The organism is Labrys miyagiensis (genome assembly GCF_030160835.1).
GTDB classification, from domain to species: Bacteria; Pseudomonadota; Alphaproteobacteria; order Rhizobiales; family Labraceae; genus Labrys; species Labrys miyagiensis.
In genome coordinates, this window is record NZ_BSPC01000058.1 from 113479 (window position 1) to 127653 (window position 14175).

13 protein-coding genes are annotated in these 14175 nt (G+C 64.1%); 8 read left to right on the forward strand and 5 right to left on the reverse strand.

The genetic code is table 11. The features are described from left to right. Window positions 1–143 precede the first annotated feature (143 nt). Window positions 144–437 (forward strand): ribbon-helix-helix domain-containing protein, encoded by a 294-nt coding sequence (locus tag QQL24_RS25725; RefSeq protein WP_284315154.1) that lies wholly within the window; start codon window positions 144–146, stop codon window positions 435–437. 184 nt (window positions 438–621) lie between these two features. On the opposite strand, the gene QQL24_RS25730 is transcribed toward QQL24_RS25725, so the two are convergent. The 4 genes from QQL24_RS25730 to QQL24_RS25745 are packed head-to-tail and all read right to left on the reverse strand — an operon-like array spanning window position 622 to window position 2736. Then, complete coding sequence (locus QQL24_RS25730) at window positions 622–798, reverse strand: hypothetical protein (protein ID WP_284315155.1); 177 nt, start codon at window positions 796–798, stop codon at window positions 622–624. 32 nt (window positions 799–830) lie between these two features. After that, entirely contained in the window at window positions 831–1949 is a 1119-nt protein-coding gene (locus tag QQL24_RS25735; RefSeq protein WP_284315156.1) for a WD40 repeat domain-containing protein, read from the reverse strand. Next, window positions 1946–2278, reverse strand: coding sequence for a hypothetical protein (locus QQL24_RS25740; protein ID WP_284315157.1), 333 nt, complete (start codon window positions 2276–2278; stop codon window positions 1946–1948). The genes QQL24_RS25735 and QQL24_RS25740 overlap by 4 nt, the downstream gene beginning before the upstream one ends. After that, the gene (locus tag QQL24_RS25745; RefSeq protein WP_284315158.1) at window positions 2275–2736 is read right to left on the reverse strand and encodes a hypothetical protein; all 462 of its coding nucleotides are present in this window, start codon (window positions 2734–2736) and stop codon (window positions 2275–2277) included. Before QQL24_RS25745 ends, QQL24_RS25740 begins: the two co-directional genes overlap by 4 nt. Before the next feature lie 544 nt (window positions 2737–3280). On the opposite strand from QQL24_RS25745, the gene QQL24_RS25750 reads away from it, so the two are divergent. The 7 genes from QQL24_RS25750 (at window position 3281) to QQL24_RS25780 (ending at window position 11833) form a co-directional block, all read left to right on the forward strand. After that, window positions 3281–4954, forward strand: a complete 1674-nt coding sequence (locus QQL24_RS25750; RefSeq protein ID WP_431310758.1) for an aromatic/alkene/methane monooxygenase hydroxylase/oxygenase subunit alpha — start codon at window positions 3281–3283, stop codon at window positions 4952–4954. A gap of 100 nt (window positions 4955–5054) precedes the next feature. After that, the gene (locus tag QQL24_RS25755) at window positions 5055–6116 is read left to right on the forward strand and encodes an NADH:ubiquinone reductase (Na(+)-transporting) subunit F (RefSeq protein WP_284315160.1); all 1062 of its coding nucleotides are present in this window, start codon (window positions 5055–5057) and stop codon (window positions 6114–6116) included. 265 nt (window positions 6117–6381) lie between these two features. Beyond that, on the forward strand, window positions 6382–7440 hold the full coding sequence (locus QQL24_RS25760) for an aromatic/alkene monooxygenase hydroxylase subunit beta (RefSeq protein ID WP_284315161.1): 1059 nt from the start codon (window positions 6382–6384) through the stop codon (window positions 7438–7440). 30 nt (window positions 7441–7470) lie between these two features. Then, window positions 7471–7839: an MmoB/DmpM family protein gene (locus QQL24_RS25765; RefSeq protein WP_284315162.1), complete on the forward strand. Its 369-nt coding sequence runs from the start codon at window positions 7471–7473 to the stop codon at window positions 7837–7839. Between the two features lie 375 nt (window positions 7840–8214). Then, complete coding sequence (locus tag QQL24_RS25770) at window positions 8215–9237, forward strand: amidohydrolase family protein (RefSeq protein ID WP_284315163.1); 1023 nt, start codon at window positions 8215–8217, stop codon at window positions 9235–9237. A gap of 5 nt (window positions 9238–9242) precedes the next feature. Then, window positions 9243–10055 (forward strand): iron-sulfur cluster assembly protein, encoded by an 813-nt coding sequence (locus tag QQL24_RS25775; protein WP_284315164.1) that lies wholly within the window; start codon window positions 9243–9245, stop codon window positions 10053–10055. A 146-nt stretch (window positions 10056–10201) separates the two neighbouring features. Next, window positions 10202–11833, forward strand: coding sequence for a molecular chaperone GroEL (locus QQL24_RS25780; protein ID WP_284315165.1), 1632 nt, complete (start codon window positions 10202–10204; stop codon window positions 11831–11833). Between the two features lie 227 nt (window positions 11834–12060). On the opposite strand, the gene QQL24_RS25785 is transcribed toward QQL24_RS25780, so the two are convergent. Further along, the gene (locus QQL24_RS25785) at window positions 12061–14091 is read right to left on the reverse strand and encodes a sigma-54-dependent Fis family transcriptional regulator (RefSeq protein WP_284315166.1); all 2031 of its coding nucleotides are present in this window, start codon (window positions 14089–14091) and stop codon (window positions 12061–12063) included. Window positions 14092–14175: the final 84 nt, after the last annotated feature.

Genomic DNA, 14175 nt, shown 5'->3' on the forward strand with positions numbered 1-14175 from the left:
TGTCGCCATCGGGGCCTCCCGGCGGCGGAGGGAGTGCAGATTTCCAGATTGCAGATCTCGTTGCGAGCGCTGTGTCCGCGGCCGATCCTCCAGTGGGGGGCGGCGGCCGTTCCGGTCGAAACGTCAAAAAAAGGATGGAAATAATGGGGAGGACCGCCATGTGTGGCGTGATCACAAGTCACAGCCCGCGCCGCTTCCAGCAGGTGAGCCGCTCGCTGCGAATCGCCGGCCAGTCGACCACCGTGCGGCTCGAACATGCGTTCTGGGCCGTGCTCGACGAAATCGCCGAAGACGAGGGGACGACGACGGCGAGGCTCGTCTCGACCCTGCATGAGGAGGCGCTGGAATTCCATGACGAGATGCTGAATTTCGCCTCCGTGTTGCGGACGGTATGCCTGCTCTACCAGGAAGGACGCCTTGCGGCCGGGCGGGCCTGAGGAACTTGATCCAAAATTCGCGAGTTGACCGAGGAAGGCGCTGATTTTGTCATGCCCGGGCTTGTCCCGGGCATCCAGCCGCAACTCCAGCCGACGACGTGCCCCCTGGATCACCGGGACAAGCCCGGTGATGACAAAAGGTCGAGGTTCCCGCGATCTACAGCCAGACTCTGACACCTCTCCCTCAATTCACATGCTCTGGCTTCTTCATGCGGTCCTCGGCGATCCAGCGGGCCGTGAGGACGAGCGCGCCCATGGCGAAATCCTTGCCGTGCCTCTCGACCATCCTCTGGGCGATGGCCTCAAGCTCTTTGAAAAAGAGATCCTTGCTCTCCTGCTCGGATAATGTCTGGTCTGCCATGTCGATCTCCTGACGTGTTGAAGGCATGCCGCCTATTTGAAAATCTGGGGCGGGAAGGTGACGATGGAGGCGCCGCCCTCGCTGTCGCCGATCGCCAGGTGCCGGCCATCTTCGGACCAGACCAGCGCCGTCACTGGTGGCCCGCTGACCCGCACAACGAGTTCGTCGGAGGCGCGCAATTGCGCCACCACGATCTGGCCGTCGGCGTAGCCCGCCGCCACGAGACCGCGGCGGGGATGGGCCGCGACCGCATCCACCGACACCAGGCCGGGACGGCCGGTGGAAATCGCCTCGCCGGCCATGCCGTCCTGCAGGAGCCAGGCCGCGATGCGATAGGCGCCCGAGGCAATCAGGGCATTGGCCGGGCTGCTCCAGGACAGGCTGCGCACGGGCGCCGGGAAATTCATCACCGTATGGGTGCTGCCGCGCGCGGCACCGACCAGGCTGAAGCCGCCGGTCGCAAGACCGCAGGCGACATGGCTGCCTCCCTCGTTCCAGCACAGGGAAATCGGCGCCGCCGGCAGGGCCGTCACCCTCAGGGAAAGCGAGGCGCCTTCCAGTGTCCACACCGCCAGGCCCCGGCCGAACAGGGCGGCGATCCGTCGGGCGTCCGGCGAGATCGCGATGGCGCTGATTGGATCCTCTTCCTCGAAGCGGATCTGCACCACGGCCTGGCGGCCGCGTGCGACATAGAGATGCCGGCCATCCGAGGCGGAGGTCAAGCCGGCCAGGGCGCCCCAGTGATCGAGGGCCGTGACCGCTCCGGCGGCGGTGAACAGGGTATCGCCCAATTCGCCCTGCCCGCTCAGGCGCCTCACTTCGCCGTGATCCGTGCCGACGAGGAAGGAGGCGGCGACATAGGGCACCAGTGGGGCTGGCGAGCCCGATTGCACGCTGACGCTCGACAGAGGCGCGGGCGGCTTGCTGCGCGGCAGGATTCGCATCTGCCCGAGGTCGCTGCTGATGCGGATGCGATTCTCGGGCGGCTCCGCCTCGGCTACGGGGGCAAGCGCGATCGAGCCGTCGGACGCTGCAAAAGCCACCGCCGAAAGATCGGGACTGAAACGGACGGCGGCGATGCCCGTGGGACGCTGCCAGTGCCGGCCGAGAAGTTCGAAAAGGCCAAGGCCTGGCCTGCTGTGCTCGTTCATGCTCCACCTCCTGCAAGTCCGGCCATCGCCGCCGCGAGCTCGTGATCGATCTCGGCGATCTCCTGCTCGCGTTGGCTGTAGAGGTCGGCGCACTCGTTCTGCTTCTGCTCGATCGTGGCAAGCTGCTCGCGCGTCGCCTCCATGGCCTCGGCCAGCTCGCAGTCCCCGGGATGGCGATCCAGCTCAAGCTCGATGCGCAGGAGCTCCATCTCGATGCCGGCGAGCTTCTGCGTCAGCCGCAAGGCCTCGGCATTCAGGGCGGCAGCCTCCCCGACGGCTGCAAGCCGGCGGGCGAGCAGATCCGCACGCTGGAGGTCCAGATCGCTCATGGCGCCCCTCCTACCCGCATGGGATCTTCCAGGCCCGCCAGCAGCGCCGGCAAATTCGGCAATTGTGTCAGGAACTGCCGTTCGGCCATCTGCACATGGCTGCGAAGCTGGTCCCAGATATCCACGCGCAGCAGCGAAGAGGTATCGCCGGTCAGCCGCTCGATGTCCTCGATATGGAACTGGCGCGACAGGGCGACACCGGAGAACACGAAGTCGCGCAGCAGGATGGCGTGCCGCTCAAGGAAGAGGTGGATGAGGGGATGGGTCTCCTGCGTCACGCCCGTGGCCGCCAGCTCGGCGATCATGAAATCCTGGAAATGGCGCTGGAGACGGAACTGGCTCTCGCCCAGGAACTTCATCGCGAAGATCAGGTCGCGGGACATCAGGCCCAGGAGCTCGGTCGAGACATCACCATGCGGCGGTTCGAAGTCCGGTGATGGGGCGTTGGTGCGTGACATCGCAACGATCCCGTAGAACAAAATTAAATAAGCACCGTTGTCCTCAAAATATAGAGGACGCCGCAAATGTCGATAAGAATTTATTTCGCATTCGCACAATGTTTTGCTGCAATTGCGAATAAAGATGTAAACATTACAGTTGAATTTTACACTTGTAACGTATCGTTACACAAGCAATTCTGAGGAAAACGATTTACTCGGGAGAGCTGCCGACGAAACGCCCGCTTTAGAAATATTCAGAACTTGGCACGCTCCTTGCTCCACCATTTCTCATAAGAAGCCCATCGCCTTTTTGCGCGATGCCAGAAGAACGAAGGAATGGAGGAAATCCGGTTGGGAACCTTGTCGCGCCCCTCGCACCGTCGGGGCGCCCTGAGAGTTCCGGCCGTTCCCCCTGCACCTTTGCCGCGATCCACTTGGGCGAACGCCTGGCCCGGCGTGCACAGCACGCTGCCTCGCGCCTCGTCCGCACTCCTTGCAGCGGCTGTTTCGGCCGCTTCCCGCCGGAGCCATAGGGGCGCCCGGCGCAATCTGGTGGAGGCTTATGGCTATGACGTCTTTGACGCTCAACAAGATTACCTCGCAGCGCGGCATCTCCGTGGGCGAGGCGACCAAGAAGATCGCAGATCTTGGTTGGAATCCGACCTACGTCCAGGAGGCGATGACCTTCCCGACGGACTACAAGATCAACAAGGCACCGCGCGACCCGATGAAGCAGGTGCTGCGCTCCTACTTCCCCATGCAGGAAGAGAAGGACAATCGCGTCTATGGCGCGCTCGACGCGGCGCTGCGCGGCGACATGTTCCGCAATGTCGAGCCACGCTGGGTGGAATGGATGAAGCTGTTCCTGGCCATCATCCCCTTCCCGGAAATTTCGGCCGCCCGCTCGATGGCAATGGTTGCCCGCCTGGCGCCCGGCGAAGACCTGCGTACCGGCTTCACCATGCAGATGGTCGATGAATTCCGCCATTCCACGATTCAGATGAATCTGAAGAAGTGGTACATGGAGAACTATATCGATCCGGCCGGCTTCGACATTACCGAGGAAGCCTTCGGCAAATGCTATGCCACCACCATCGGCAGACAGTTTGGCGAAGGGTTCATCACCGGCGATACCATGACTGCGGCCTGCATGTACCTCACGGTCGTGGCCGAGACCGCCTTCACCAACACGCTCTTCGTCGCCATGCCCTCGGAAGCCGCCCGCAACGGCGACTATGCCCTGCCGACCGTCTTCCTCTCGGTGCAGTCCGACGAGAGCCGCCATATCGGCAACGGCCACTCGCTGCTGATGGCCGCCCTCAAGGAGCCCGAGAACCATCTCCTGCTCGAGCGCGACCTGCGCTACGCTTTCTGGCAGAACCACGCCATCGTCGACGCCGCCATCGGCACCTTCATCGAATATGGCACCACGAACCGCGACAAGACCAAGGAGTCCTATGCGGAGATGTGGCATCGCTGGATCTTCGAGGATTACTACCGCACCTACATGCTGCCGCTCGAGAAATACGGCATCAAGATCCATCACGACGATGTCCAGGAAGCCTGGAAGCGCATCACCGAGAAGTTCTATGTCCACAAGGTGGCGCAGTTCTTCACCGTCGGCTGGCCGCTCAACTTCTGGCGCATCGAAGCCCAGACGGACAAGGACTTCGAGTGGTTCGAGTACAAGTATCCGGGCTGGTATGCGCAGTTCGGCGAATTCTGGAAGTGGCACGACAAGCTCAGCCACCGCGGCGAGAAGATCCTCACCTTCAACGAGCAGGTGGGCTATGTCTATCCGCATCGCTGCTGGAGCTGCCTCGTCCCCTGCCTGATCCGCGAGGACATCGTCGTCGACGAGATCGACGGCAAGCTGCACACCTTCGCCCATGAACTCGATCGCTGGACGGCGGTGGAAGCCTTCTCCGACGAGTATCAGGGACGTCCGACCCCGGCGATGGGCCGCTTCAGCGGCAAGCGCGAATGGGAGACGCTGTATCACGGCTGGGATCTCGCCGATGCGATGAAGGACCTGAACTTCGTCCGCTCCGACGGCAAGACCTTGATCCCGCAGCCGCATCTGCGCTTCGACCCGGAGGAAATGTGGACCCTCGACGACGTCAAGGGACACACCATCCTTTCGCCGCTGACGCTGCTGCGCGAAATGTCCCCGGCCGATCGCGAGAAGCACCTGGCCGAGTACCGGGCGGGCTTCACGATCAACCCTTGCCATTGAGCCGATGCCGGCGGAGGCCTCATGGCTTCCGCGGCCCAAGGAATCACGGCCCCCTCCCGACGCCGGGAGGGGGAACGGGACAGTATTGGAGGAAGGCCCGATGAGCGCGGCCCACACTGTGCGCCTTGAACCGGTCGGCGTTGAATTCGAGGTGGAGCATGGCGAGACCGTGCTGAACGCCGCCTTTCGCCAGGGCATCGCGCTGCCGCATGGCTGCAAGGAAGGGCAATGCTCGGCCTGCAAATGCGTCCTGCTCGATGGCGAAGTCGACATGCTGAAATATTCGACCTTCGCGCTGAACGACATGGAGAAGGACAGCGGCCACATCCTGCTGTGCCGCTCGATCGCCTATTCGGACATGGAAGTCGAGCTCCTCAACTATGACGAGGAACTCCTCGCAAAAGCCATCGCCGTGAAGAGCTACCGGGGCCGGATCGAGAAGATCGAACGCCTCACCCACGACATTCGCGGTATCGAGATCACGCTCAGTTCCCCGATGAAATTCTGGGCCGGCCAATATGTCGACATCACAGTCACCACGGAAAAAGGGGAGACGCTTACGCGCTCGTTTTCCATGGCAAATACGCCGGACGAAACCCAGAAACTCTCCTTCATCATCAAGAAATACCCCCAGGGGAAATTCTCCGGGGAACTCGACGCCGGCGGAATCCGGGTCGGCGCCGACATCAGCGTCACCGGACCCTATGGCACCTGCTTCCGACGGGAAGAGCGCGAAGGACCCCTGATCCTGGTCGGCGCCGGCTCGGGCATGTCGCCGGTCTGGTCGATCCTCAACGATCACCTGGCGAGCGGCGAGCAGCGGCCGGTCTATTTCTTCTACGGCGCGCGCACCCAGGACGACCTCTTCCATCTCGACCGCATCGCCGCCCTGCTCGAGCGCCATCCGGAGGTGAGCTTCATCCCCGTGCTCTCGCATGCCGGGGAGGACGCAGGCTGGGAGGGAGAGCGCGGCTTCGTGCATGAGCGCGTCGACGCCAGGCTCAAGGAACTCGGCTTCGACGGACAGGGCGACGTCTATGCCTGCGGCCCGCCGCCGATGATCGACGCGCTCCAGCCGGTGCTCTTCATGAACGGCTACGAGCAGGAACACGTCTTCTTCGACCGCTTCACCACCTCGGCGGGTGCAACGCCCGGCCATTAAGCAGACCTCGCAGGATAAGGAGACTTTGGAGAACAAGCGCCTCGATAGAGCTGTCATCCCCGGCGAGGCCAAAGGCCGAGGGAAGGGGATCCAGGGGCTAAGGGCACCACTGGCGGCCCCTGGATGCCCTTCCCGGCACCTTCGGCGCCGCCGGGGATGACAGAGCACCTACCTCCGGCGTCTCCCAACGTTTCGGGCCGAAAAACGGCTCGATGACAAAGACTTAGCCAACGGACCAAACCACCACAGCAAGGGAGTGAATACCATGCCTGCAGTTTCGAGTTCGGTCGGATCGGGCGCCGCGGGCGCCGCCATCTTCGCCGATTCCGATAGCCGGAAATATCGCTACTTCGATCCGCGCGGCCAGCGCGCCACCCACTACGAAGACGTGACGGTCGACGTCCAGCCCGATCCCGAGCGCTACCTCATCCAGAACTGGATCATCAATTTCGCCGACGGGCGCGGCGCCTATATGAAGGACTATACCCATGCCAGGAGCTCTAACTGGCATGCCTTCCGGGCGCCCGACCAGGAGTGGGAGCGCACCCATTACCAGCGTCAGTCCAAGATCGAGACCATGGTGCAGAGCGTAATCGCCAATGGCCGCAAGTCCGGGGCGCCCAAGAGCTTCGACAAGGCATGGATCAAAATCCTGCAGACGCATCTGGGCGCCTGGAAACATGCCGAATTCGGGCTGGGCACTTCGCTGATGCAGGCGCAGCGCTACGGCTACACCCAGATGATCAACAACGCCACGCTGACCAACTCCTCCTACAAGCTGCGCCTGGCCCAGGACATCACGCTCTATCTGGCCGAGATCGGCATGGATATCCCCGGCTGGAACGACGAGCTCGGCAAGAAGGCCTGGCTGGAGGACGGTGTCTGGCAGGGCACGCGCGAAGCGGTCGAGACCATCATGGGCACTGCAGACTATCTGGAGCAGTATTTCGCCATCAACATCGTGTTCGAACCCCTGGTGGGCGAGCTCTTCCGCTCCGGCTTCCTGATGCAGGCAGCCGCGGCCAACCATGACTTCATCACCCCGCCGGTGATCTCGGCCGCCGAGGCCGACTACGAGCGCAACCTCGCCAACACCATCGACCTCATGTACCTGCTCGCCCATGACGAGAAGTATGCGGCCGATAACCAGAAGCTCTTCACCTCCTGGCTGAAGAAGCACCGGCCGCTCGCCGAAAAGGCCGCCAAGGGCCTGCAGCCAATCTGGTCGCAGCCGCATTCCAAACCCGTTTCGTTCGAGGACGCGCAGGCCCGCTCGCAGGAGCGCATCGGCCAGATCCTGGGCGAGCTCGGTCTCCAGGGCTGAACGGCAATCATCACCAACGGAGTAAGCACAATGTCACTTGCAGCCCGCGACGCCTCGCACAGCAACATCTTCAAGGCGATGAAGGACATCACCTTCGACCAGACCATCTCGCACCAGTGCGGCGTGACCATGAACGACTCGGTCGAAGCGCGCGCCATCGCCGAATTCATGGGCAAGAAGCCCGGCGTAACCATCACCTACCAGCCTGCCCTCATCCGCATCGACGGTGACGGCAAGCTGATCTTCAAGATGGACGAGATCAGCGAATATCTCGGCCGCGACATGACCGCCGAAATCTTCGAGGTCAATACGTCCACCCACTACGGACGCATGGTGCGGGTCGACGACAATACGGTGATCCTGTTCGGCAATATGGACGAGGTCATGGAATATATCTGACGTGGCAGCCGGGGAGGAGCGCCCCGGCGGCGCTGCCTCCCCGTGCCTTCCAAAATTCGACGAAGGAGCGGGCCGATGATCGGCAAACCCTTTCAGACCTGCCGCGATGATCATGCCGCCGCGGCGCCGGCGGGCGCCCCATCCCTGTCCGCAAACGCGGATCCGGCCGGCGCAGCCGCTCCGCTCGCACGCGGGTGCGCGCACGCGCGCGCGCAACCTTGCCCAGGCTGCTTCCTGAGCGGGCGGCACTCTTCGCCCCCAAGCCGCCTGCCTCCCCGCGCCCAGCGCGCCCTGGAGGCCGCGCCTTAATCCGGCTGGTGGGCCCTGCCCGCCGCCCCAGCAACAAACGATCAGAAGAGGTTGAAGGAGATAGCCATGTACACCACACCGGAAGGCAAAGAGATCTTCGTCGTCGACGGGCACACCCATTTCTGGGATGGCAGCCCCGCGAACCAGCGCAACATCCACGGCAAGCAGTTCGTCGAGTGCTTCTATGCGTATCACACCGCGCTGAGCCCCAAGGAGCAGCTCTGGCCCAAGGAAAAATTCGAGAAATACAGCGCCGACGACCTCTATCGCGACCTCTTCATCGACGGGCCTGACGACGTCGCCATCGTGCAGTCGACCTATCTGAAGGATTTCTACAAGAACGGCTTCAACACCATCGAGCGCAATGCCGAAGTGGCCAAGCGCTATCCCGAGCGCTTCATCGTCAACGGCTCCTTCGATCCGCGCGATGGCGAGAAGGCGCTGGAATACATCCATTTCATGAAGGAGACCTACGACATCAAGGGCGTGAAGATGTACACGGCCGAGTGGAACGGGGCCTCCAAGGGCTGGAAGCTCAACGATCCCGACGCCTACCGATGCTTCGAACTGTGCGAAAAGCTCGGCATCCGCAACATCCACGTCCACAAGGGGCCAACCATCATCCCCCTGAGCAAGGACGCCTTCAACGTCGAGGACGTCGACTACGCGGCCACCGATTTCCAGAATCTCAACTGGATCGTCGAGCATTGCGGCCTGCCGCGCCTCGATGATTTCTGCTGGATCGCCGTGCAGGAGACCAATGTCTTCGGCGGCCTTGCTGTCGCCCTGCCCTTCATCCATTCCCGTCCGCGCTACTTCGCCGAGATCATCGCCGAGCTGCTGTTCTGGATCGGTCCGGACAAGATCCTGTTCGGCTCCGACTACGCCATCTGGACGCCACGCTGGCTGATCGAGAAGTTCTGGGCCTTCGAGCTGCCCGAGGACATCAAGCAGGAACGCGGCGTCGACCTCACGCACGAGGTCAAGGAGAAGATCCTCGGCCTCAACGCTGCCCGCATCTACGATATCGACATCGCGGCCAAGAAGCGGGCTCTCGCCAGCACGCCCTTCAACATCGCGGCGGAGTAGAGAGAATGGCGCTCGTCCAGCCCGAAGCCCGCCGCCAAGACGAGCCTCGCAACCACGAGCTCTGGCGGCGGCTCGCCAAGGTCGACGATCCCGAACTCGACGAGCCCATCACCGACATGGGTTTTGTCGAGCGGGCGGAGGTCGCCGATGACGGCCAAGTCGTCGTCGATTTCCGCCTGCCGACCTATTGGTGCTCGCCGAACTTCGCCTTCCTGATGCTGGACGGCGTGCGCGAGGCCCTCGACAACCTGTCGTGGCGTCCAGCCTATGAGGTCCGGCTGCAGGATCACATGTTTGCGGATGAAGTGAATGCCGGCATCGCCGCCGGCAAGAGCTTCGGCCAGATCTTCGGCGACCTCTCCGGCGATTGCGACGTGCAGGCGCTGCGCGAGACCTTCCAGATGAAGGCCTATAAGCGGCGGCAGGAAGGGGCGATCCTCGACCTCAGGCAGGCCGGCATGGCGGATGAGGCGATCGTCCGCCTGTCGCTCGCCGGCTACGAGGCTCTGACCTTCGCCGATCCGGAGGCCGGGTTCCATCAGCGGCGCTACCGCCAGGCGCTGCTGCAGCGCCGGCCGGCCATCGCCCTGAAGGACCGCGCCTTCCTCACCTGGGACGGCGAGGCGATCAAGGCTCTCGGCGCCTATCTCGGCGAACTCCGCAGCGTCCGCATCAACATGGAGTTCAACGGCGCGCTGTGCCGTGGACTGAAGACCACCCGTTACAAGCAAGCGGAATTCGTCGACGGGGAACCGACCCTCGTCGACTTCATCATGAACCGCGTGCCGAGCCCGGCGCCGTCGACGCCGGCCGGCTGAGACGGACTAGAGCAAAGCTCGTTTAGGCGCAAACGCTGCTTTGCTCTAACTCTTTGTTTCGACGCGTCTTTGCGATTCTTGCCGATGCCGTCAAATCGCAAAACGCTTTAGCAATTGACCGCCGGCAGAAGGCGGAAGGAGGACTGATGCCCAAATTGATCATCCACAATTCCCATGCCCGCCGCGCGCTCGCCCGCGGCGTGGCCCAGCTTGCAGCGGCCGTCGAACCCACCCTCGGCCCGCGGGGCATGAACGCCATGATCGACCGGCCGATCGGTACGCCGATCGTGACGCGCGACGGCGTCAGCATCGCCTCCGAGATCGAACTGCATAACCGCTTCGAAAACATGGGCGCGCAGGTGGTGCGCGAGGTCTCGATGCAGACCAACGAAGTGGCTGGCGACGGCACCACCACCGCCATCGTGCTCGCCAATGCCCTGGTACAGAGAGGGGTCGAGGCCAATGAGCGCGGCGCCAAATCCGTGGATCTCGTCAAAGGCATCGACCTCGCGGTCGACGCCGTGATCGCCTCCTTGCGCAAGTCCGCCAGGCCCGTCAAGGGCAACGGCACCCTGGCCGCCGTGGCGAACATTGCCGCGACCGATCCCAAGCTTGGCAAGCTCGTGGCCGATGCCTTCGACCGGGTCGGCGAGGACGGCGTGATCACCACCGATTTCAGCGTGACGACGCAGACCACGCTCGACGTGGTCGAGGGCATGTCCTTCGACCGGGGGTATCTGTCGCATCACATGGTCACCGACCAAGAGAAGATGGAAGCGGTGCTGGAGAAGCCGCTGATCCTGATGACCGACCTCAAGATCAAGGACCCCGCCTCGCTCGATGCCGCGCGCGCCATTGCCGACGAGGCCAGGCGGCCCTTGCTGATCGTGGCCGAGGAGGTCTCGCCGGAGGTTGTCGTCACCCTGCTCGGCAAGAGCGGCCCGGGTAAATATCTCGTCGTGCATCCGCCGGAATATGGCCATTGGCGCAAGGCCTTGCTGGAGGATCTTGCCATCCTCACCGGCGGGCGTGTCGTTGCCCGCGATCTCGGCGGCAAGCTCGAAAATGTCACCAAAGAGGATCTCGGCAGCGCCGAGCGGGTGCGCACGAACGCCACCCATACCAGCGTGATCCATGGCGGCGGCGACAAGGCGGCCATCGCCTCGCGGCGCGTGCAAGTACAGCGCCAGCATGACAATGCGCCGCCCAATATCGAGCAGGACAAGCTGCGCGAGCGTCTGGCGAAACTCTCGGGCGGCACGGCCATACTCTATGCCGGTGGCGTGACGCCGGTGGAGCAGAAGCGCACGATCCAGCTGATCGAGGATTCGCTCGCCGCCGTGCGCGCCGCCATCGAGGAAGGCGTCGTGGCGGGCGGCGGCACGGCTCTCGCCCAGATCGGGCCGGTACTGGACCCCGTGCTCGCCGCCACCAAGGGCGATGTCGCCGAAGGCGTGCGGTTGGTCCGGTCCGTACTGACCAGGCCGCTTTGGCGCATCGTGACCAATGCGGGCGGCGACGCGGAGGCGGTGGTGGAGAAGGTGAGCGCGGTGAATGGCGGCTTTGGTTACGACGCCGCGCTTGGCGATTACCAGAACATGTATGAGGCTGGAATCGTCGACCCCGTCAGGGTGACCTGCGCCGCCCTGCAGAACGCCGCCTCGGTCGCCAAGCTAATCCTGACAACGGAAACGCTGGTGGGCGATCTGGCGGAGGACGAGGATCCAACCGTTGGGCCGGCACTAGGCGGTGGGGCGGAGTTGCTGGGACGGGCGTAACAGGCGCGACGCGAAAGCCTCCCCCACGAAGCTGGGGGAGGTGGGCCGACGAAGTCGGCTCGGAGGGGGTGTGGGCAGAACAGGGCGCAGGAAGCGCTAAACTTGGTCTCCATTTCACGCGCTCAATTCTGCCCACACCCCCTCCGGCCTCACTCCGTTCGGCCACCTCCCCCAGCTTCGTGGGGGAGGCTCGCGGCGCGCCCTTCGCCTCAAGTTCGGTTCGCCCCCTACACGAACCCGCGGCGGATGCCGTGCTGTTCGAGCTTGCGATAGAGCGTCGGCCGCGAAATGCCGAGCCGGCGCGCCACGCGGCTGAGATTGCCCCCTTCGGCGGCCAGGACGTTGCGGATCGCCTCGCCCTCCGCCGCCTCCAGGGTGTGGGGGCCACCCTCGGGTACCCGACCGGGTGGCGGGAGCCCCGGTGTCACCAGCCTGCCACCTTGCGTGATCTCCGCAGGGAGGTCGCCAAGGGTAACGTCGCCGCCATTGCTGAGAAGATGCAGTTTCTCGACGAGGTTCCTGAGTTCGCGGACATTGCCCGGCCACTGGTAGGCCAGCAGGGCATCCAGCACCTTATTGCTGAAGGTGAGCCGCTCGCCGTTGATCCGGCTCGCGAGCCTGGCGTTGAAATGCTCGAGGAGCAGCAGGATGTCCTGCCCGCGCTCGCGCAAGGGCGGCACCTGGATGGAAACGGCGCTGATGCGGTAATAGAGGTCTCGACGGAAGCGGCCTGCCTCGACCTCGCCCCGCAAATCGCGGTTGGTGGAAGCGATGAGGCGGACATCGACCGGCCGGCCGCGGCTGTCGCCGATGCGGTTGACCACCCTGTCCTCCAGCACACGCAGCAGGAAGGGCTGGATGTCGAGCGGCATTTCGCCGATCTCGTCGAGGCTGAGCACGCCGCCATTGGCGAGCTCGAACACGCCCGGCTTGCCCTCGCGCGCCGCACCGGTGAAGGCGCCGGCGACGTGGCCGAACAATTCGCTGCCGAACAATTCGCGCGTGATCGCCCCGCAATTGACGGCGATGAAGGGAGCGTGCCGGCTCGGCCGGCTGCCGGCATGCACGAGCTTGGCGAAGAGCTCCTTGCCCACGCCCGTCTCCCCCTCGATCAGGAGCGAGGTGAGATCCGCGAATTGCGACACCCGGCAGGCGACGTCCACCGCCTTGCGGATCGCTTCGCTCTCGCCGACGATCAGGGAGGCGACCTCGCGCAATCGTTCCGAGGGGCCGCCATCGCGCAGCGAAACATGCGGGGCGGCAGGCGTCGGCGGGAACACCAAAGCGGCGCCGCGCAGGTCGCCGTCGAGCTCCAGCGGATTGACGTGGCAGGAGCGGAATTCCCGCGGCAGCGAACTCACCAGCTCGTCGAGGCCGCGCGGATCGCTGAGATCGGTCAGCCGCCGCGGCGTGCCCTGCCGGGGCTGGCCGAGCAGGCCCTGTTCGATGCGCTGCGGCAGGTTGGCGGTGTAGACGACGCGGCCATGGTGATCGACGATCATCAGGCCGTCCGAGCGCTGGTAGCGCGGGGCGGAGGTGATGAAGGTTTCGAGAAGAAGCGTGCGCTCCTCGCTCTGCTGGTCGGCGAGCGCCTTCTCGATCTCGCGGGCGGCGGCCGCCACCAGGGCGGTGTTGTGCGGCCGGAAGATATCGGGATGGCCGGAGAGATCGACCACGCCGATGATCTTGCCGTCGAAGGGATCGCGGATCGGGGCGCCGGCGCAGGTCCAGCTCTTGATGCCGGCGCAGAAATGCTCGGCTGCATGCACGAAGACCGGCTCGCCTGTCCATAGCGCCGTGCCGATGCCGTTGGTGCCGACGACGCCCTCGGTCCAGGTGCCGCCCACGGCGAGGTGGATATCCATGCCGTCATGCAGCGTGCGCTTGTCGCCGACCGCATCGATCAAGGTACCGTCCTCATTGGCGAGGACCAGCATGGCGCCCGTGCCCTGCAGGAGCTGGCCGAGCGCGAAGAAGGAGCGCCGCGCCGCCAGGACGAGTTCCTTGCTGGAGCGGCTGAGCCTCTCGATCTCCTCCTGGTCGCTGGTGAGCGGCGCCTCGTTCTGCAGTGCATTGATGCCGCCGCTGGTGCAGCGCAGCCAGGAATCCTGGATCAGCGTACGCACCGGGGCGCGGCCGCGGGAGAGGCCCGCCTCCCCGGAGAGCAGATTCTCCCAGGCGGCCATCGTGCGGCGTTCGTCATAGTCGAGTTCCGCAAGCGCCAGCGGGCGCGCCTGATCGGCAGGGTGCGGGATCAAGGGCTGCTTTCCATCTGAACCGACATCTATCGCCATGAGTGCTTCACATCGCTTGTTCGAATGTCATCCTTGCCAATGTGATTT

Excerpts from the sequence above, each read along its gene's own strand:
- QQL24_RS25760 (WP_284315161.1), top strand. The coding sequence starts at position 6,382 with ATGCCTGCAGTTTCGAGTTCGGTCGGATCGGGCGCCGCGGGCGCCGCC.
- QQL24_RS25745 (WP_284315158.1), bottom strand. The coding sequence starts at position 2,736 with ATGTCACGCACCAACGCCCCATCACCGGACTTCGAACCGCCGCATGGT.
- QQL24_RS25750 (WP_431310758.1), top strand. The coding sequence starts at position 3,281 with ATGGCTATGACGTCTTTGACGCTCAACAAGATTACCTCGCAGCGCGGC.
- QQL24_RS25780 (WP_284315165.1), top strand. The coding sequence starts at position 10,202 with ATGCCCAAATTGATCATCCACAATTCCCATGCCCGCCGCGCGCTCGCC.
- QQL24_RS25755 (WP_284315160.1), top strand. The coding sequence starts at position 5,055 with ATGAGCGCGGCCCACACTGTGCGCCTTGAACCGGTCGGCGTTGAATTC.
- QQL24_RS25740 (WP_284315157.1), bottom strand. The coding sequence starts at position 2,278 with ATGAGCGATCTGGACCTCCAGCGTGCGGATCTGCTCGCCCGCCGGCTT.
- QQL24_RS25765 (WP_284315162.1), top strand. The coding sequence starts at position 7,471 with ATGTCACTTGCAGCCCGCGACGCCTCGCACAGCAACATCTTCAAGGCG.
- QQL24_RS25730 (WP_284315155.1), bottom strand. The coding sequence starts at position 798 with ATGGCAGACCAGACATTATCCGAGCAGGAGAGCAAGGATCTCTTTTTC.
- QQL24_RS25770 (WP_284315163.1), top strand. The coding sequence starts at position 8,215 with ATGTACACCACACCGGAAGGCAAAGAGATCTTCGTCGTCGACGGGCAC.
- QQL24_RS25735 (WP_284315156.1), bottom strand. The coding sequence starts at position 1,949 with ATGAACGAGCACAGCAGGCCAGGCCTTGGCCTTTTCGAACTTCTCGGC.
- QQL24_RS25775 (WP_284315164.1), top strand. The coding sequence starts at position 9,243 with ATGGCGCTCGTCCAGCCCGAAGCCCGCCGCCAAGACGAGCCTCGCAAC.
- QQL24_RS25725 (WP_284315154.1), top strand. The coding sequence starts at position 144 with ATGGGGAGGACCGCCATGTGTGGCGTGATCACAAGTCACAGCCCGCGC.